Raw genomic sequence first — 18,702 nt, forward strand, 5'->3', positions numbered from 1 at the left:
CGAACTGGCGGTCGAACTGGCCGAGGTAATTGAAAGTGATGCGCGCAGGCGCCAGATCCGTCCATTGAGCTTGCACCGACGGCGCTGCCAGATGACGCAGCACGCCGTAGCCCAGGCCCTTGTCCGGGACGCTGCGCAGTTGCTCCTTGATGGTCTTGATCGAGTCGCCGATGTCCTCGGTGGCTGTCAGCTTGACCGGGAACAGACTGGTCAGCCAACCCACCGTGCGGGTCAGGTCGATGTCATCGAAAAGGTCTTCGCGGCCATGACCTTCGAGCTCGATCAATGTGCTTGGCTGCCCGCTCCAACGGCTGATGGTGCGAGTCAGCGCGGTGAGTAGCAGGTCGTTGACCTGGGTGCGATAGGCAGCGGGCGCCTGTTGCAGCAGTTGCCGGGTCAGTTCGGCCTCCAGGCGCCATTGGATTTTCTCGCCGTGGATGTTTTGCAAGCTGCCCTGCGGGCGTTCGCATGGCAGGTCCCACGCGGCCTCGTGCTGGTTTTTCCAATAGGCCGACTGGTCATCGAAGCGCGATGCTTCGGCCCTCAGACGCGCCGTCCAACTCTGGAAGGCGCTGGTCTTGGCCGGCAACGTAACGCCGCCACCCGCCGCCAGTTGTTCGTAGGCCTGCTGCAAATCTTCCAGCAGCACGCGCCATGACACGCCGTCCACCACCAAGTGATGGATGACCAGCGCCAGGCGCTGGCTGCCGTCGGCCAGGTTCACCAGCATGGCGCGCACCAGTGGCCCGTCTTGCAGGTCCAGGCTGCGCTGCGCCTCGTCGCACAGCGCATTCAGGTGCTCGATGGATCGGGCATCGCGTTGCCACAGGTCGGCGCTTTGCAAAAGCGCGGCATGGCTCTGCCGCCAACCGTCGGAGTCTTCGACGAAGCGCAGGCGCAAGGCGTCGTGGTGGTTGATGACGCAGGTCAGCGCCGCGTCGAGCCATTGTGCATTCAGCGGTTCGCGTGGGGTCAGTAACAGCGATTGGTTCCAGTGTTCGCGGGCCTGCATCGCCTGGGCGAAAAACTGCTGCTGGATCGGCCCGAGCATGGCATCGCCAGTGACCGGACCTTGGTCCAGAGCGCTGTGGTTGTCGTGGCGGGCGACCAGCGCCAGGCTGCGCACGGTCTGGTACTGGAACAGGTCGCGGGGATGAATATGCACCCCGACCTGTCGTGCGCGGCTCACCACTTGGATGGAAATGATCGAATCGCCGCCCAGTTCGAAGAAGTTGTCTTCGAGACCGACGCGCTCAACGCCAAGCACGCTCTGCCAGATTTCAGCCAAGACGGTTTGCAGTGCATCTTGCGGGGCGATGAATGTTTGCCGGGGCGCGGCGTCGGGTTGTGGCAAGGCCTTGCGATCGAGCTTACCGTTGGCGGTCACGGGCAGGCCGGCCAATGGCATCAGGTAGGTCGGCACCATGTATTCCGGCAGGCCGGCGAGCAGCCAGGCCTTGAGGTCCTGTTGCCACTGCTCGTGCGGGTCGCCGTTTTCCAGCACCAGGTAGCCCACCAGATGCTTGCCGTCCTGCACCAGTACCACGGCCTCGCGCACCAGTGGATGTTGCACGAGACGGGCTTCGATTTCCCCCAGTTCGATGCGCAGGCCGCGCAGCTTGACCTGATGATCGAGACGGCCAAGGTATTCGATCACACCGTCGGCGCGCTGGCGTACGCGGTCGCCGGTGCGGTACAGGCGCGCGCCGTCATGGAACGGGCACGGCACGAAACGCTCGGCGGTCAGCGTCGGACGCTGGTGATAACTGCGCGCCAGCCCCGCCCCGCCCAGGTACAACTCGCCCGCCACGCCCCACGGAACCGGCGACAGATCGGCGTCGAGCACATGGGTACGCAGGTTGGCGATGGGCTGGCCGATCGGTACGCAATCGGCGCCCTCATCTACGCAAGTCCAATGGGTCACGTCGATGGCCGCTTCGGTCGGGCCGTACAGGTTGTAGAGCGCTGCGTCCGGTAGTTTGGCGAAGACCTGCTGCTGCGCATCCAGCGGCAAGGCTTCACCACTGCAGACGATACGCTTCAAGCTTTCGCAGGATTCCACGCCAGGTTCATGGATGAAGGCCTGCAGCATCGACGGCACGAAGTGCAGCGTGCTGATGCGATGACGGTTGATGCTATCGATCAGTTGCCGCGGATCACGATGGGCACCGGGCGCGGCAATCACCAAGCGTGCTCCGGTCATCAGCGGCCAGAAGAACTCCCACACCGACACGTCGAAACTGAACGGGGTTTTCTGCAACACCGCATCGCTGCCATCCAGGCGATACGCCTGTTGCATCCAGCACAAGCGATTGACCAGTGCCGCGTGGCTGTTGCCCGCGCCCTTGGGTTTGCCGGTGGAACCAGAGGTGTAGATCACGTAAGCCAAGTTCAGCGGGTCGACCGCGACGTCGGGTCGACTGTCGCTGTAACCGTCGAGCCAACCGTCCGGTTGGTCGAGCGCGATGACCTCGATCCCCTCGGTCGGCAGCCCCGCCGACAGCACGCGCTGGGTCAGCAGCAAGCCGATGCCGCTGTCCTCGATCATGTAGGCCAGGCGATCCTGCGGATATTCCGGATCCAGCGGCACGTAGGCACCGCCGGCCTTGTGGATCGCCAGCAGGCCAAGCACCATCTCAACCGAACGCTCGATGCAGATGCCCACCAAGCTGTCCGCTCGTACACCGCGTCCGCGCAGCAGATGGGCCAGACGGTTGGTGCGGGCATCGAGCTGGGCATAGGTCAGGCTCTGGTCGCCAAACATCAGCGCCTGAGCGTGCGGAGTGCACGCCACCTGGGCTTCGATCAACTGATGCATGCACAGCTCGGTCGGGTAGCGTTGGGCCGTGGCGTTCCAGTCATAAACCAGAGTGGCGTGCTCGTCGGCATCAAGCAGCGCCAGCTCCCCGACACGCCGGGACGGATCGGCAATCATCGCCGTGAGCAATCTCAGCCAATGCCGCGCCATGCGCGCGACGGTCAGCGCCTCGAACAGGTCCTCGGAATAAGTCAGCGCGGCGCGCAACGTGCCTGCTTTTTCGTAAGTGTCCAGGGTCAAGTCGAATTGGGTGGTGCGGGTCTGCCACTCGATCATGTCCAGTTCCAGCCCGGACGCCGTTCGGATCGTGGTGACATCCGCCACTTGGGGCTGATGGTTGTACATCACCTGGAACAGCGGCGTATGGCTGAGGCTGCGCTCCAGTTTCAATGCCTCGACCAGGCGCTCGAAAGGCAGGTCCTGGTGGGCCTGGGCACCGAGCGCGGTCTCCTTGACCCGGCGCAGCAACTCGTCGACCCGGGTCTGGCCTTCCAATTCGGTGCGCAGCACCTGGGTGTTGACGAAGAAACCGATCAGGCCTTCGATTTCATCGCGGTTGCGGTTGGCAATCGGCACGCCCACGCGGATGTCGGACTGGCCGCTGTAGCGATGCAACAGCACGTTGAACGCGCCGAGCAGCAGCATGAACAGCGTGACGCCCTGCTGCTGGGCCGTGCTGCGCAGTTGCTCCGCCAACCCCGGCTCGATGGCGAATTCATAACGGCTGCCGCGATAGCTTGGCATGGCCGGGCGCGAATGGTCGGTGGGCAATTCCAGCACCGGATGCTCATCACCCAACTGGGCCTGCCAGTACGCCAGTTGTCGGCCCTGCTCACCGGCCTCCAGCCAACGGCGCTGCCACAGCGCGTAGTCGCTGTACTGGATCGGCAAATCGGCCAGTTGCGGCGGCACGCCGGCTTCGTGGGCGTCGTAGCAGCGGATGAACTCTTCGATCAGCACGTTCATCGACCAGCCATCGGAGACGATGTGGTGCAGGGTCAACAGCAGTACGTGCTCCTGCGCATCGAGCTTGAGCAACTCGACCCGCAGCAAGGGGCCGCTGGACAGGTCGAAGGGCCGCATCGATTGTGCTTGCGCAGCCTGGCGCACCGCTTGCTCGCGATTGCCTGCCGGCAAGCCGCAGAGGTCCTGATGCTCGATCAGCAGCGGCGCATCGGTCGCCACTTGCAAGAGGCTGTCGTCGGCCTGGCGCCGGAACACCGTGCGCAGGGTTTCATGACGCGCCACCAAACTGGCAAAAGCCTGCTCCAGCGACGACAGGCTCAACGCGCCCTTGAGCCGCACCGCCCCGGGCAGGTTGTAGGCGCCGCTTTCGGGATCCAACTGCCAGAGAAACCACATGCGCTGCTGGGCATAGGACAGGGCCTGGCGATCCTCGGCTTCGACGCCTTGGGGAATGGGAAAGCTGCTGAAATCCACGCCCTCCTTGTCCAGCGCCGCCAGGAACATCTGGCGCTTGTCCAAAGGCAACCCGATAAACCGGCGAGCAAGTTTCAAGGCGTTTTCAGCATTCATTTCTGGGTATCCGGGATCAGTGGGCACAAGGCACAAAGGCATGTCGTCCCTATGAAACGAATGCAAACCGGAAAAATTAGCGATTGGGAACAAGTGTCAGGAAGGAAGAAAACCGTGGCGAGGGAGCTTGCTCCCGCTCGGCTGCGCAGCAGTCGTAAACCGGCTGATGCAGTCTGCCTGGGTTAATGCGCCATTCTTTTTGAGGCGGCCCGGCCGCCCAGCGGGAGCAAGCTCCCTAGGTCACGAAAGCGGGTCTTTAACGGGTTATGCGCTGATCGCCAACCCATGCCGCCGATGATGCACGCTCAACTGATCCTTGATCAGCCGCAGCACCTTGGCCTCGTGCTCGTGGATGAAGAAATGCCCGCCGGCCAGCATGTCTACCGAAAAGCTGCCCGTGGTTTCCTGGCGCCAGCCCATCAGTTGCGCCGTGGTGGCCTTGTCGGCGGTGCCGCCGAGCACGTGCACCGGGCATTTGAGCAACGGTCGCTGCCGCGGCTGAAAACGTCCGCACAGCAAAAAATCGGCCCGCAGGATCGGCAGGGTCAGGGCCATCAGTTCTTCATTGGCCAGGATCTCCTCGCTCGTGCCGTTGAGGGTGCGCAGTTGCACGATCAACTCAGCGTCGGTCTTTGCCGTGGCAAAATCGCGATCGTAGTCGGCTCGCATCGTCGGCGCGGCGGTGCCGGATGCAAACAGCGCCACCGGTTCCGGGCTGCCGAGTTCACGCAGGGCATGGGCGATTTCACAGGCCAACAGCGCACCCAGGCTGTGACCGAACAAGGCGTACGGCGCCTGGAGCGTCGGGTAAAGCTCCCGCGCCAGTTGCATCGCCAACGGGCCCATCTCGGTGTGCAGCGGCTCGTCGAAGCGCGCCCCGCGTCCCGGCAACTCCACTGGTTGCACGTGCAGCCATTGCGGCAATTTGCGCCGCCACCGGCTGTACACCATTGCGCTGGCGCCGGAATAAGGCAGGCACAGCAGGGTCAGTTGGGTCACTGCGGTTTTCTCCGATCGTTCGAGTCAAAAGGATAACGAGGCCGGGCCGTAAAAAATTAGTCGCCGGCCTCTCCCCTGGATGCGTCTTATACTGCAAACCCCATGGTTCTGGTCTGCCCAAGGAGAACACAATGAGCTGGTCCGCCCAACAATATGTCGCTTTCGAACAGGAACGCACCCGCCCGTCCCGCGATCTGCTGGCGGCGATCCCGCCGGTACAGGCGCGCCAGGTGATCGACCTGGGCTGCGGCCCCGGAAACTCCACCGAACTGTTGGTGGACCACTTCCCCGGCGCGACGGTGCGTGGCCTGGACAGTTCCGCCGACATGGTCGAAGCCGCCCGCAAGCGCTTGCCCGGCGTGACATTCGACACGGCAGACATCGGCCACTGGAATGAAAGCGGCCCCTTCGAGGTGATCTTCGCCAACGCCGTGCTGCAATGGCTGCCGGACCACGCCACCCTACTGCCGTCACTGGTGGACAAACTCGCGCCAGGTGGCAGCCTGGCGATCCAGATGCCCGACACGCTGCATCAGCCGTCCCACCGCTTGATGCGGGAGATTGCGGCCAACGGCCCCTGGGCCAGCCAACTGGCCGGGGCCGCTGATTCTCGGACCGAGGTGGAGGACGCCAGCACCTATTATTCGATCCTCAAGCCCCATTGCAGCCGGGTCGATGTGTGGCGCACCACCTATCATCATCCACTGGCCGGTGGCGCTTCGGGCATCGTGGAATGGTTCAAGGGCAGCGGCTTGCGCCCGTTTCTCGAACCGTTGGACGAGACGCAACGCGAGCTATACCTGACGCAATACCTCAAGGCTGTCGAACAGGCCTACCCGACCCTGGACGATGGTTCGGTCCTGCTGCCGTTTCCACGGGTCTTCATCGTCGCGACACGCTAGGGCGGCGATTGGCGTCACAGGCTAAATTTTCGGTCACGGCCCTCGTTACCTGCTAGACCGAAAACCCGCAAGAGTGACCGCCGTGGACCTGCAAACCATCCTGGGCAAGCTGTTCGCCAATGCCGGCGCCGTTGGTATCGAAGGCGTCTTCCAGTTCGTGTTCGGCCCGCACCAGGCGTACTGGTCCGAGGTCAAGGCCACCAGCCGCACCCAGGCCGGGCGCCACGCCAGCCCCGACGTCACCATCGAAGTGGCGGAAAAGGACTTCCTCGGGATCATGGCCGGCCTGGCCAATGTCGAGGAACTGTTCGCCAGCGGCCGCCTGAAAATCGGCGGCAACATGGGCCTGGCGACGTTGCTGCCACAGATCATCGACCATGCGCGCCATGGCAGCCGCCCGGTGGAAAAGGTCGACATGAACAAGCGCTACCCCACCCCGTCGCGCTTCAGCGAAAAGCTCACCGCCAGCCTGCCAACCCAACACAGCGTGGAACGTCGGCCGTGCAGCGGGTTGTCAGTCCAGGAATTCAAGGCGCGCTATCTGCCCCATGGCATCCCGGTGGTCATCAGCGATGCGCTGCAGGACTGGCCCTTGTTCAAGCTCAGCCGGGAAGAAACCCTGGTGCATTTTGCCGAGCTGCAAGGCATCACCCGCCACGGCGACTACGTCAAGAAAACCTTTTCAACGGAGCGGGATTTTCGCTCCACCTCCATGGCCGATTTCATCGCCTCCCTCGACAACCCGGTGACCACGGCCGCCAACGGCGAGCCGCCGGCGTACATGGGCAACAACATTCTGCCGGCGCAGTTGATGGAGTTGATCAAATACCCGCCCTACTTCGACGCTTCGCTGTTCATCCCGCCACGTATCTGGATCGGTCCCAAGGGCACCCTCACCCCACTGCACCGCGACGACACCGATAACCTGTTCGCGCAGGTCTGGGGCCAGAAAACCTTCACCCTCGCCGCGCCCCACCACCGCGAAGCCCTGGGCACCTGGTCGACCGCGCCCCAAGGCGGGCTGGACGGCTGCGACTTCAATCCCGACGCGCCGGACTATGCACGTTTCCCCAGCGCCCGGGACGTGACGTTCCTGCGGGCCACACTGGAGGCCGGTGACCTGCTGTTCTTGCCGGAAGGCTGGTTTCATCAAGTGGAATCGGTGTCCACATCGCTGTCAGTCAATTTCTGGGTGAATTCGGGACGGGGTTGGTAGCGGTCGAACTTGCACTCGTGGCGAGGGAATGTGTACGGCAAACCTGTCGCTTACCTCTGCTGGCGATAACTTTGCACCGCCGCCCCCAGCACCACCGCCCCGGCCGCAATCGCCAGCCAGAACCCACTGCGCGCGCCGAACGTATCCACCAGCCACCCCGAACCGGCCGCGCCGATCGCCACGCCGATGCTCAGGCCAGTCACCAGCCAGGTCAGGCCTTCGGTCAGCCGGGCTGGCGGCACGATGCGCTCCACCAAGGCCATGGCGACGATCAGCGTCGGCGCAAAAAATAAACCGGCAACGAACACCGCCAGGGACAATCCGAGGATATTGCTCGCCAACAACAGCGGCAGCGTGGTGACCGCGGTCGCCACGCCGCCATACAGGAACAACCGCGGCAGAGGCAGCTTGGAGCGCAGCGCGCCGAACGCCAGCCCGGCCAGGCACGAGCCGATGGCGTAGACCGACAGCACGATGCTCGCCGCCGCCGGTTGCCCCTGCTGCTGGGCGAACGCCACGCTGACCACATCCACCACCCCGACAATGACGCCCATGGCGACCATCAACAACAGCAGCAAAAGCACATCCCCTGAACCAATGATCGAGCCCTGATGATGGGCCTGGTGCGGATGCACCGGCGGCTCGGTCCCACGTTGCAGCACAAACGCGGTCACGCCGATCGCCAGCAGCAGCACCGAGGCCAGGGGCCCCGCTTCCGGGAACGCCACCACGCACAACCCCACCGACAGCGGCGGCCCAACAATAAAACAGACCTCGTCGAGCACCGACTCCAGCGCATAAGCGGTGCGCAGTTGCGGCTGGCCGCGATACACCTCGGTCCAGCGCGCTCGGACCATCGCCGACATACTGGGCATACAACCGGCCAGGGCAGCGAACAGGAACAGCGTCCAATGGGGCGCCTGCAATCGCGTACACAGCAGTAGCATCAACAGCGCCCCGCCCCCCAGCAACGCCGCCGCCGGCAAGACCCGTCCCTGGCCGAAACGGTCCACCAGCCGCGACACCTGAGGCGCGCAGAACGCGGTCGCCAAGGCAAACGTCGCCGCCACCGCGCCGGCCAGACCATAGCCGCCCTTGAGCTGCGAAAGCATGGTGATCACGCCGATGCCGGTCATGGATATCGGCATGCGCGCGATCATCCCCGCCAGCACGAAGCCGCGGCTGCCAGGGGCAGTGAATAATTCACGATAGGGGTTTGCCATGGGACACGGTCTCAACAAGGGTCTGCAACTTGCCATAAACGACCGGGACGGGCAAAGCGTAAAACTGTGGGTGAAATGTGAAGACTGTTTCCTGCAAATGAACTCTCGGCACCTGGCGCCAGTCAGCAAGTAAGGCCCTCAGTTCAAGGTGCTACCCATGCAGATTTCCCTCGCCCGACAAGTTGCCCTGGTCACTGGCGCCAGCTCTGGCATCGGCGCCGGCTCCGCCCGGGCATTGGCGGCGGCCGGTGCCGCCGTGGTGCTCAACTACCATTCCAGTGCAGGCCCGGCCGAAGACCTGGCCCGCGAGATTAACGACAGCGGCGGCCGCGCCATCGCCCTCGGCGCCGATGTATCGAAGGAGCAGGATGTCGAACGCTTGTTCGCCCAGACCCTCGACGCCTTCGGCACGCTGGACATCCTGGTCGCCAACTCCGGCCTGCAAAAGGACGCCGCCGCCGTGGACCTGACCCTGGACGACTGGAACACCGTCATCAACGTCAATCTCACCGGCCAATTCCTCTGCGCCCGCGCCGCCCTGCGAATCTTCAACCGCCAGGGCATTCGCCAGGGCGTGTCCCGGGCCGCCGGCAAGATTATCCACATGAGCTCGGTGCATCAGCGCATCCCCTGGGCCGGTCATGTCAACTATGCGGCATCCAAGGGCGGCATCGACCAGCTCATGCAGACCCTGGCCCAGGAAACCAGCCACCAGCGCATCCGCATCAACAGCATCGCCCCCGGCGCCATCCGCACGGCCATCAATCGGGAGGCCATGGCAGGCGACAATGAGGACAAAATCCTCGAGCTCATCCCCTACGGTCGGGTCGGCGATGTGGAGGATGTCGCCAATGCGGTGGTCTGGCTGGCATCGGACTTGTCCGATTATGTCGTGGGCACCACGCTGTTCATCGACGGTGGAATGAGCCTCTATCCGGGGTTCCGCGGCAATGGTTGATCATGACGAACCGCAAAGCCCCATCGAGAACCACGGCATCATTGGCGACATGCGCACCGCCGCGCTGGTCAACGATCGAGGCAGCGTGGATTTTTTCTGCTGGCCGGAATTCGACAGCCCGTCGATCTTCTGCTCGCTGTTGGACACTCCCGAGGCCGGCATCTTTCAACTCGCGCCGATCTTGCCGGACGCCCGTCGCCAGCAGATCTACCTGCCCGACACCAACGTCCTGCAGACCCGCTGGCTGAGCGACGGCGTGGTGGTGGAAATCACCGATTTGCTGCCCATCGGCGACAGCGAGGATGACCTGCCGGTGCTGATGCGTCGGGTGCGCATGACCGTCGGCAGCGCGACGTTTCGCATGCGTTGCGCGGTGCGCCATGATTATTCCCGCGCCGCGACCACGGCGCGCCAGGAGGGCGATCACGTCATTTTCGAGGCAACGCAACAACCGAGCCTGCGCCTGTGCGCCGACCAGCCCCTGACGCTGGACGGCCAGGCGGCAGTGACGGAGTTCACCCTGGAGCAAGGCCAGACCGCTGAGTTCCTGCTGGGCAGCATCGACGACCCTCGGCTGGTGGACGATACCAGTGCCCTTTGCCTGGAACGAACCCTGGCGTTCTGGCGCGGCTGGATCAGCCAATCGAACTACCGCGGCCGCTGGCGGGAAATGGTCAACCGTTCCGCCCTGGCGCTGAAACTCCTGACATCGCGCAAACAGGGCGCCATCCTCGCCGCCGCCACCTTCGGCCTGCCGGAATCACGTGGCGGCGAGCGCAACTGGGATTATCGCTACACCTGGATCCGCGACGCCTCGTTTACCGTCTACGCCTTCATGCGCCTGGGCTTTGTCGACGAAGCCAACGCTTACATGCGCTGGCTGCGTGGCCGAGTCAGCGATTGTCGCGACCAACCGACCAAACTCAACATCCTCTACGGCCTGGACGGTCGGCTTGAATTGCCCGAAACCGAACTGACGCACCTGAGCGGCTACGGCAACGCGCAGCCGGTGCGTATCGGCAACCTGGCCTACCAGCAGGTGCAGCTGGACATCTTCGGCGAGCTGATGGACGCGGTGTACCTGGTCAACAAATACGGCGAAGCCATCTCCCACCAGGGCTGGAAACACACTGTCGATGTGGTGGATCAGGTATGCACGATCTGGCGGGACGCGGATGTCGGCATCTGGGAAATGCGCGGCGACAAGCAACATTTCCTGCACTCGCGCTTGATGTGCTGGGTGGCCGTGGACCGCGCCATCCGCCTGGCGAGCAAACGCTCCCTGCCCGCCCCGTTCGCCCGTTGGGATGAAACCCGCCAGGCCATCTACGAAGACATCTGGACGAACTTCTGGAGCGACGAACATCAGCACTTCGTCCAGTGCCTGGGCAGCACCGCCCTGGACGGCTCGATGCTGCTGATGCCGCTGGTGCGCTTCGTCAGCGCCCGCGACCCGCGCTGGTTGTCGACGCTGGACGCCATCGAAAAAGACCTGGTGCGAGACGGCATGGTCTATCGCTACCGCACCGACGACAACCCCATTGATGGCCTCAGCGGCACCGAAGGTTCGTTCGTGGCCTGCTCATTCTGGTACGTCGAATGCCTGGCCCGCGCCGGCCGGGTTGAAAAAGCCCAACTGGAATTCGAACAGCTGCTGCGCTACGCCAATCCGCTGGGCCTGTATGCCGAGGAGTTCGACAGCCACGGTTATCATCTCGGCAACCTGCCCCAGGCCTTGAGCCATTTGGCGCTGATCAGCGCGGCGAGCTTTTTGGATCGCAAGTTGAGCGGGGAGAAAAATCACTGGCAGCCGTGAGCTGCGGTTATGACCAATGACGATTCCGTGGCGAGGGAGCTTGCTCCCTCGCCACGTTGGATTCCAACAAAGCTGAACGCATTTCGCTGGCTGCAGGTTGCCAGTCCTCCAACCCTCTCCTAAGATCGATGCACTCACGGGTGCAGCGGAGCTGCCCGATAAAACCCGATTCAAGGACCTGACATGACGCACATCAAACGCTCCATTACCACCGAGCCCCGAACAGGGCTGACCCGGGAAGAACTCTGGGACGACCACGACAAAGGCTTGATCAAATGCTGGGAAATCGGCCGCGACCGGGCGGCGAGGTTTCCGGAACTGGCTCAACGCTGCCGGGACGGTGAACTGCCGGTGCTGGGCTGGAAAGGCGGGGTCAGCCGCAGTCTGAAGAAAACCGCCAAATTCGGTTGTCTCAAGTACCTGGCCCAATGGCAGGGCCTGCGCGGGGAGGACCTGGACATCGACCTGGCCCAGGAACGAACCCTGACCTGCTCCAGCACGAACATGATCGTGACGTTCACACCGGAGCGGGCCAAATACGTGAACCAGGAGCCCGCCTGACAACAATCGAGCGATGCCGGAGGCAGATATGACAACTGCGCCCAAGGTCAATTTCGCGGTGACGCCACTGCTGCGCATCGCCTATGAAGAACATGGACCCGCCAGCGGCGAGCCAATCATCCTGCTCCACGGTTTCCCCTACGACCCGCGCGCCTTCGACGAGGTGGCCCCGGTCCTGGCCCAACGCGGCTATCGGGTCATCGTGCCCTACCTGCGCGGCTATGGCCCGACCCGGTTCAACAATCCCGCCATCGCCCGCTCCGGCCAACAGGCGGCACTGGCCCAGGACCTGCTGGACCTGATGGACGCGCTCGACATTCCCCGAGCCGCGCTGTGCGGTTATGACTGGGGTGGCCGCGCCGCGTGCATCGTCGCTGCCTTGTGGCCCGAGCGCGCCCGTTGCCTGGTAACGGGCGATGGCTACAATCTGCAGGACATTCCCCATTCAACCCAGCCGCTGAGCCCCGAAGATGAATACCGTCTGTGGTACCAGTATTACTTCCACACCGCCCGGGGCGTCGAAGGCCTGACGCAGAATCGGCGTGAATTGTGCCGATTGCTCTGGCGCCTCTGGTCGCCAACCTGGAAACGCGGCGCCGAGCTGTACCCTCTTAGCGCACCGTCATTCGACAATCCGGACTTCGTCGAAGTGACGATCCACTCCTACCGCCATCGTTTCATGTACGCGCCGGGGGATCCGACGCTCGAGTGGATGGAGGAAAAACTGACAGAGCAACCTGTCATCAGCGTGCCGAGTATTTCCCTGTGCGGCGGCGATGACGGTGTGGGGCCTGCGACGGAGGACGATGAAGATACAGGCCACTTCAGCGGGTTCTATGAACGCCGCGTACTGCCCGGCGTCGGCCACAACATTCCTCAGGAAGCACCCGAGGCCACGGTCAAGGCGTTGCTTGATCTGCTTGGGCACTGAACCGCTCCCGATAAGCCTGGGGTGTCACGCCCACAGCTCGCAAAAAGCTGCGGCGAAGGGTTTCTTCGCTGCCGAAGCCACATTGCAGGGCGACGCGCTTGACCGGCACCGCACTGTCGGCAAGCAGACGGCGAGCGGTCTCCACGCGGATCAGTTCCACGGCGCGGGCCGGGGTCTGGCCGGTCTCGGCGCGGTAATGGCGGACAAAACTGCGCTCACTCATGCCCGCCTCGGCAGCCAGGCTCGACAGGCCCAGGTCCCGCGTCAGGTTCTCGGCGATCCAGGCGTGCAATTTGTCGAAGCGACCGCCCTGCTTTTGTAGCGCCAGGGTGGCGCTGAACTGCGATTGCCCGCCGGGGCGCTTGAGGAAAACCACCAGATGCCGAGCCACCTCCAAGGCCATCGCCCGGCCCAAGTCCTCTTCGACCAACGCCAATGCCAGGTCAATCCCGGCCGTGACCCCGGCCGACGTCCAGACAGGACCATCCTTGATGAAAATCGGATTGGGTTCGACCCGCAGTTGCGGATGTTGCTGGGCCAACTGTTCACAGCGGGTCCAGTGAGTCGCCACCCGGCGCCCATCCAGCCAGCCACTGGCCGCCAACAGGAATGCTCCGGTACACACTGACGCGACCCGTCGCGAGCGCATTCCTTGATGTTTGACCCAGGCCACCAGGGCTGGATCCTCGGCGGCTTCGTACACGCCCCAACCGCCCGCGATCAACAAGGTGTCGCTGACGGCGTTGGGAAGCGGCTCGGCCATCAGCGCCAACCCCGCCGACGACATCACTGCCCCGCCACCGGCAGCGACCACGGTCGGCGCGTACGGCGCCGGCAGACCCTGCCCACGAACAAGATCGTTGGCCGATGCAAATACTTGCAGGGGGCCGGTGACATCGAGCACCTGCACATTGGCGAAGGCCAGCACATGAATGGATTTCGGTGTATTTGGCATATTGGCGTGATTCGTGGGCTTATTGGCGAATACGCCAGATCCTACGAGCCTACAGTAAAACCGTCTACCCCTCGGCCATCATCCAAAGGAGCAAGCCACATGACGTTGCAGATCGGTTTTCTGTTGTTCCCTCAGGTCCAGCAACTGGACCTCACCGGCCCTTACGATGTACTGGCCTCGTTGCCGGATGTAAAAGTGCACCTGATCTGGAAAGACCTGGCGCCAGTCAATTCCAGCACCGGGCTGGTCTTGCTGCCGACCACCACATTTGAGGACTGCCCGAGGCTCGACGTGATCTGCGTCCCCGGCGGCAGTGGCGTCGGTCCACTGATGGAAGACGAGCAGACCCTGTCCTTCATCAAACGCCAGGCGGCCCATGCCAAATATGTCACCTCGGTGTGCACAGGTTCGCTGGTGCTTGGTGCGGCGGGATTGTTGCGTGGCAAGCGCGCCACCACCCACTGGGCCTTCCACAGTTTGCTGCAGCCCCTGGGCGCGACGCCGGTCAAGGACCGCGTAGTACGAGACGGTAACCTGCTCACCGGGGGCGGCATCACGGCAGGCATCGATTTTGCCCTGACCTTGGCGGCGGAGCTGTTCGATCGAGACACCGCGGAACTGGTCCAGCTGCAACTCGAATACGCTCCCGCACCGCCGTTCGCCTCAGGGTGTCCGGACACGGCGCCGACGAAAGTATTGGAAGAAGCCAACCGGCGTTCGGCAGAGTCTTTGCGGGTACGTTCGCAGATCACTCACCGGGCTGCGGCGCGGTTGGAAAAGGTGTAGCGGGAGGTTGAGCCAGGTAAGCGAGCGTTACCTGGCTGGAGCCGATGCTGGATCGATTCGCCTCAGTAAGGGCTTGCCGTCGGCCGCACCACCAGTTCGCTGACGTCGACGTCCGCCGGTTGTTCGATGGCGTAGGCAATCGCCCGGGCGATGGCCTCGGCGGGTATGGCGATCCGACGGAACTCACGCATCTCGGCGCGTCCGCCTTCATCGGAAATGCTTTCGGCCAACTCCGACTCGGTGACGCCGGGGGAAATCACGGTCACGCGAACATCCCCACCGACTTCCTGACGCAAGCCTTCGGAAATCGCCCGCACGGCATACTTCGTGGCGCAGTACACCGCGGCAGTCGGGCTGACTGCGTAGGCACCGATGGAAGCAATGTTGATGAATTGGCCGCTGCGCTGACGCTGCATCAGTGGCAGGCGGGCAGCGATACCGTGGAGCACCCCGCGGATGTTGACGTCGATCATGCGATCCCACTCATCGACTTTCAATGCCTCGAGTTTGGAGAGGGGCATGACCCCGGCGTTATTGACGATCACATCGAGTCGGCCGAATTTTTCGACGGCGAAATCGATCAGGCTCTGCACGTCATCGCGACGGCTCACATCCACGGCTTTGCAAGCAGCCCGTTGGCCGGCGGCCTCAAGCTCCTGCACGAGTGCCTGCAAACGTTCCTCGCGCCGGGCGCCCAATACGACGCAAGCCCCCCGGGCAGCCAGCAAGCGTGCCGCCGCCTCACCAATCCCGCTGCTGGCGCCAGTAATGACCACGACTTTGTTTTGAATACCGGACATGATGAATCCCTCGTCTGGATGTGTTGGCTCCCGGTGGAGCGTTTTGACAGGTCCAGATTAGGGATTCGTTCTGCGCTTCGTTTAGCCGGATTCTCCTGCGCATTTGCACGATCCTGTAACGATAGCGCCTCTGGTCGTCGCAGTTGCAATCGGCTTTACTAGCGCGATCCATTCAATTGGCCAGGGAGATTGATCGGCATGTCGGTATCCACGTCCATCACCATCACGCCTGATAACCGCATAGACGTGCGTCGCGCCGAACTGGCGAACCTGATGAAGCGCTTCGCACCGGAATTTGGTGTCCACGCCACGGCTATTGAAGCGTTGCACCTGATCCGCTGCGACCAACCCACAGAAGCCCTGCACGTCGTGCACAAGCCGGGGCTCTGTGTGATTGTGCAGGGTCGCAAAGAAGTCACGCTGGCCCACGAGCGCTATGTCTACGACCCTCTCAATTACCTGGTGGTCTCGGTAACGCTGCCGCTGGCCGGCCAAGTGATCGTGGCCAGTCCAGAGCAACCGTACCTGTGCATTCGCCTGGACATTGAGCCGGCCCAGATCTGTCGGCTGATTGCCGATGCCAACCCCATCGGTTTGCCGGCTGAAAGAACTGACCGCGGATTATTCCTGGACCGAATTGACGAACCCCTGCTCGACGCTATGCTGCGTTTGCTGCGGCTGCTCGACAGTCCGGACGACATCGCGACACTTGCGCCCTTGGCCCAGCAGGAGATTTTCTATCGACTGTTGCGCGGTGCCCAAGGCCGGCGCCTGCATGAAATCGCAATTCCTGACACCCAGACCCACCGCATCAGCCGAGCCATCGAGTGGCTCAATAGCCATTACGCCGAGCCATTGAGCATCGAGAGTCTGGCGCAAATGATCAATCTCAGCCCTTCGGCGCTGCATCATCGCTTCAAAGCCGTGACCGCCATGAGCCCGCTGCAATATCAGAAACAGCTGCGCCTGCAGGAAGCCCGACGATTGTTGTTGGCCGAGAACTGCGACGTTTCGTCAATTGGCTACAAGATGGGCTATGAAAGCCCTTCTCAATTCAGTCGGGAATACAGCCGCCTATTCGGCGCCTCGCCGAGCAAGGACATCGCTCGTCTGCGGGCGATGGCATTACAGGCCAGCAGCGCCTGATCCGGCATGCAAAACCCGACGCCAGGCCTGACGGAATATCTTTCTCGCAGACGAAAAAAAACCCGCCTAAGCGGGTTTTTCCAAGACCATTACGACTCCCTGTCGATAGCTATCCTTGCAAGGTCGATCATCCCTGATCCTGAGCACTCCCTGTGCTTCAGTGGATGAGCAAAGATTACGCGTCGGATCCAAAGTGAAATAGAGGATATAACTACCAAGCCGTGTAAGACATTCGCTATACCCTTCCTTCCGAAAACCCTTAGTCAATCGGGCATCGGATCGATAAAGGCTCTGAAGCCATATCATGCCTTGCTCAGGAATTCCTCGATGTTGGCCATTTGCTCATCCCAACCCCGACTATCCATTCGAAAGGCCTTGAGTCGACGTGCTTCAGGAATACCGTTGAATCCCGACTCCACCACTTTCAACAACGTCCCCCCCTTAAAGTCTTCGAGTTCGAACTCCACCTGAGTCTCGGACTCTTGGGAGTAATCCGTCTGTGGCTCGATAGCGTAGGGATGCCAGCGAAACGAAAACACCCGCTCGGGCTCGACACGCTCCACCATCACATCCCAAACGAGGTGTTCGTAGCCCGGATAAGTAATCTGCCCTTGGGTGCGCTCTCCGGCGACAAACCGTTTCCCGTCGAGATTCACACCAAACCATTGACCGAAGGTCTCAGCATCGGCCAGTGCGCGCCAAACCTGCGAACGGGGCGCCTTCAATAAGATCTTTCTTTCGATACGGTCAGGTAAATGCATGGGTCACCTCCTTGTTCAACACTAGGCTTGTAAGACCACGAGGCCAACCGGAAAGTTGTGTCAGCGCATTGTTTGGGTACACTCCCTCCGGCAGTTTTACCCGTCAAGAGAGATTGATAATGTCCAAACGCTTGCTGCTGCCCCTTATTCCGCTGCTGTTCGTCAGCCCCGTCCAAGCTGGTGATTGCGCAAACGCCACGACCCAGGGCGAGTTGAACCAGTGCGCAGCCCAGGAAAACAGGGCCGCCGATAAAGAGTTGAACCGCTTGTACCAAAAAATCACAGCGCGCCTGAAGGATAACGCTGCGGCCAAACAATTGTTGGTCAAGGCACAGCGCGCCTGGATTGACTTCCGTGACGCTGAATGTAGCTTTTCGGCGTCCGGTGTCGAAGGCGGAAGCGTCCATCCCATGATCCACAATGAGTGCATCACGACGCTGACCAAGGCGCGGATTGACGCGTTCAACACCTATCTCAGCTGCAAAGAAGGGGACCTGAGCTGTCCGGTGCCTGAAGCTTGATTGAGGACAATGAGAGGGATGACAAGCCATCCGGTTTTTATCCAAGCGCAAAAACAAAACCCCTACCTGCATCAGCAGATAGGGGTTTCGGAATTTAATCTTGACGATGACCTACTCTCACATGGGGAAACCCCACACTACCATCGGCGATGCATCGTTTCACTTCTGAGTTCGGGATGGGATCAGGTGGTTCCAATGCTCTATGGTCGTCAAGAAATTCGGTAGCCAGCGCGTGCCTTACGGTCACGTTCCAGCGAATGGGTATGTGATAGCGTGTTGCTTGTGAGTATCTCGAACTTTCGGTTCGTTTCGTCTTCACAACACCGCAATCTGGCCTCTTTCGAGTCTACAAATTGCTTGGGTGTTATATGGTCAAGCCTCACGGGCAATTAGTACAGGTTAGCTCAACGCCTCACAGCGCTTACACACCCTGCCTATCAACGTCGTAGTCTTCGACGGCCCTTCAGGGAGCTCAAGGCTCCAGTGAGATCTCATCTTGAGGCAAGTTTCCCGCTTAGATGCTTTCAGCGGTTATCTTTTCCGAACATAGCTACCCGGCAATGCCACTGGCGTGACAACCGGAACACCAGAGGTTCGTCCACTCCGGTCCTCTCGTACTAGGAGCAGCCCCTCTCAAATCTCAAACGTCCACGGCAGATAGGGACCGAACTGTCTCACGACGTTCTAAACCCAGCTCGCGTACCACTTTAAATGGCGAACAGCCATACCCTTGGGACCGGCTTCAGCCCCAGGATGTGATGAGCCGACATCGA

General features: G+C 62.0%; 15 protein-coding genes and 2 rRNA genes (2 of these 17 cut by a window edge). 9 read left to right on the forward strand and 8 right to left on the reverse strand.

Annotated elements, in window-relative coordinates; genetic code table 11:
* Window positions 1-4,354 carry the start of a non-ribosomal peptide synthase/polyketide synthase gene (locus M1D68_RS17225; RefSeq protein ID WP_457967884.1) on the reverse strand. 7,967 nt of this gene lie to the left of the window's left edge, so only the first 4,354 of its 12,321 coding nucleotides appear in the window; it begins with the start codon at window positions 4,352-4,354; its stop codon lies beyond the left edge, outside the window.
* 264 nt (window positions 4,355-4,618) lie between these two features.
* Window positions 4,619-5,353, reverse strand: a complete 735-nt coding sequence (locus tag M1D68_RS17230; RefSeq protein ID WP_457967886.1) for a thioesterase II family protein — start codon at window positions 5,351-5,353, stop codon at window positions 4,619-4,621.
* 131 nt (window positions 5,354-5,484) lie between these two features.
* Between M1D68_RS17230 and tam the strand changes: the two genes are divergently transcribed.
* Complete coding sequence (gene tam, locus M1D68_RS17235; protein WP_457967888.1) at window positions 5,485-6,255, forward strand: trans-aconitate 2-methyltransferase; 771 nt, start codon at window positions 5,485-5,487, stop codon at window positions 6,253-6,255.
* Between the two features lie 82 nt (window positions 6,256-6,337).
* A complete protein-coding gene (locus tag M1D68_RS17240; RefSeq protein ID WP_434559890.1) occupies window positions 6,338-7,471 on the forward strand; it encodes a cupin-like domain-containing protein in 1,134 nt (377 codons plus the stop codon).
* Window positions 7,472-7,521: 50 nt separating this feature from the next.
* Here the strand turns inward: M1D68_RS17240 and M1D68_RS17245 are convergent, their stop codons facing one another.
* Window positions 7,522-8,694 (reverse strand): MFS transporter, encoded by a 1,173-nt coding sequence (locus M1D68_RS17245; RefSeq protein WP_434606966.1) that lies wholly within the window; start codon window positions 8,692-8,694, stop codon window positions 7,522-7,524.
* Between the two features lie 157 nt (window positions 8,695-8,851).
* Between M1D68_RS17245 and M1D68_RS17250 the strand changes: the two genes are divergently transcribed.
* The 4 genes from M1D68_RS17250 (at window position 8,852) to M1D68_RS17265 (ending at window position 12,960) form a co-directional block, all read left to right on the forward strand.
* A complete protein-coding gene (locus M1D68_RS17250) occupies window positions 8,852-9,652 on the forward strand; it encodes an SDR family oxidoreductase (protein WP_434606968.1) in 801 nt (266 codons plus the stop codon).
* Window positions 9,645-11,468, forward strand: a complete 1,824-nt coding sequence (locus tag M1D68_RS17255) for a glycoside hydrolase family 15 protein (protein WP_445570708.1) — start codon at window positions 9,645-9,647, stop codon at window positions 11,466-11,468. The genes M1D68_RS17250 and M1D68_RS17255 overlap by 8 nt, the downstream gene beginning before the upstream one ends.
* Window positions 11,469-11,651: 183 nt before the next feature.
* Complete coding sequence (locus M1D68_RS17260; RefSeq protein ID WP_445570709.1) at window positions 11,652-12,029, forward strand: hypothetical protein; 378 nt, start codon at window positions 11,652-11,654, stop codon at window positions 12,027-12,029.
* A 28-nt stretch (window positions 12,030-12,057) separates the two neighbouring features.
* Window positions 12,058-12,960, forward strand: coding sequence for an alpha/beta fold hydrolase (locus M1D68_RS17265; RefSeq protein WP_457967891.1), 903 nt, complete (start codon window positions 12,058-12,060; stop codon window positions 12,958-12,960).
* On the opposite strand, the gene M1D68_RS17270 is transcribed toward M1D68_RS17265, so the two are convergent.
* Window positions 12,929-13,915, reverse strand: coding sequence for a GlxA family transcriptional regulator (locus M1D68_RS17270; RefSeq protein ID WP_457967893.1), 987 nt, complete (start codon window positions 13,913-13,915; stop codon window positions 12,929-12,931). The two genes, M1D68_RS17265 and M1D68_RS17270, sit on opposite strands and share 32 nt — an antisense overlap.
* Before the next feature lie 99 nt (window positions 13,916-14,014).
* On the opposite strand from M1D68_RS17270, the gene inhA reads away from it, so the two are divergent.
* On the forward strand, window positions 14,015-14,701 hold the full coding sequence (gene inhA / locus M1D68_RS17275; RefSeq protein WP_434606975.1) for an isonitrile hydratase: 687 nt from the start codon (window positions 14,015-14,017) through the stop codon (window positions 14,699-14,701).
* Window positions 14,702-14,763: 62 nt separating this feature from the next.
* Here inhA and M1D68_RS17280 read toward each other — a convergent pair whose 3' ends face one another.
* Window positions 14,764-15,501, reverse strand: a complete 738-nt coding sequence (locus tag M1D68_RS17280) for an SDR family oxidoreductase (RefSeq protein ID WP_457967895.1) — start codon at window positions 15,499-15,501, stop codon at window positions 14,764-14,766.
* Window positions 15,502-15,699: 198 nt separating this feature from the next.
* Here M1D68_RS17280 and M1D68_RS17285 point away from each other — a divergent pair, with 198 nt between their 5' ends.
* Complete coding sequence (locus tag M1D68_RS17285; protein WP_434606980.1) at window positions 15,700-16,647, forward strand: AraC family transcriptional regulator; 948 nt, start codon at window positions 15,700-15,702, stop codon at window positions 16,645-16,647.
* A 302-nt stretch (window positions 16,648-16,949) separates the two neighbouring features.
* On the opposite strand, the gene M1D68_RS17290 is transcribed toward M1D68_RS17285, so the two are convergent.
* On the reverse strand, window positions 16,950-17,408 hold the full coding sequence (locus tag M1D68_RS17290) for an SRPBCC family protein (RefSeq protein ID WP_434559904.1): 459 nt from the start codon (window positions 17,406-17,408) through the stop codon (window positions 16,950-16,952).
* A 119-nt stretch (window positions 17,409-17,527) separates the two neighbouring features.
* On the opposite strand from M1D68_RS17290, the gene M1D68_RS17295 reads away from it, so the two are divergent.
* Entirely contained in the window at window positions 17,528-17,929 is a 402-nt protein-coding gene (locus tag M1D68_RS17295; RefSeq protein ID WP_457967897.1) for a lysozyme inhibitor LprI family protein, read from the forward strand.
* A 98-nt stretch (window positions 17,930-18,027) separates the two neighbouring features.
* Here the strand turns inward: M1D68_RS17295 and rrf are convergent.
* A 5S ribosomal RNA gene (gene rrf, locus M1D68_RS17300) occupies window positions 18,028-18,143 on the reverse strand.
* Between the two features lie 154 nt (window positions 18,144-18,297).
* Window positions 18,298-18,702: ribosomal RNA gene (locus M1D68_RS17305) — 23S ribosomal RNA — on the reverse strand (it continues 2,487 nt past the right edge of the window).

The organism is Pseudomonas sp. R4-84 (assembly GCF_054130985.1).

Bases quoted from the DNA above. Each gene is read 5' to 3' on its own strand.
- tam (WP_457967888.1), top strand. From the start codon at position 5,485: ATGAGCTGGTCCGCCCAACAATATGTCGCTTTCGAACAGGAACGCACC.
- M1D68_RS17245 (WP_434606966.1), bottom strand. From the start codon at position 8,694: ATGGCAAACCCCTATCGTGAATTATTCACTGCCCCTGGCAGCCGCGGC.
- M1D68_RS17250 (WP_434606968.1), top strand. From the start codon at position 8,852: ATGCAGATTTCCCTCGCCCGACAAGTTGCCCTGGTCACTGGCGCCAGC.
- M1D68_RS17255 (WP_445570708.1), top strand. From the start codon at position 9,645: ATGGTTGATCATGACGAACCGCAAAGCCCCATCGAGAACCACGGCATC.
- M1D68_RS17260 (WP_445570709.1), top strand. From the start codon at position 11,652: ATGACGCACATCAAACGCTCCATTACCACCGAGCCCCGAACAGGGCTG.
- M1D68_RS17265 (WP_457967891.1), top strand. From the start codon at position 12,058: ATGACAACTGCGCCCAAGGTCAATTTCGCGGTGACGCCACTGCTGCGC.
- M1D68_RS17270 (WP_457967893.1), bottom strand. From the start codon at position 13,915: ATGCCAAATACACCGAAATCCATTCATGTGCTGGCCTTCGCCAATGTG.
- inhA (WP_434606975.1), top strand. From the start codon at position 14,015: ATGACGTTGCAGATCGGTTTTCTGTTGTTCCCTCAGGTCCAGCAACTG.
- M1D68_RS17280 (WP_457967895.1), bottom strand. From the start codon at position 15,501: ATGTCCGGTATTCAAAACAAAGTCGTGGTCATTACTGGCGCCAGCAGC.
- M1D68_RS17285 (WP_434606980.1), top strand. From the start codon at position 15,700: ATGTCGGTATCCACGTCCATCACCATCACGCCTGATAACCGCATAGAC.
- M1D68_RS17290 (WP_434559904.1), bottom strand. From the start codon at position 17,408: ATGCATTTACCTGACCGTATCGAAAGAAAGATCTTATTGAAGGCGCCC.
- M1D68_RS17295 (WP_457967897.1), top strand. From the start codon at position 17,528: ATGTCCAAACGCTTGCTGCTGCCCCTTATTCCGCTGCTGTTCGTCAGC.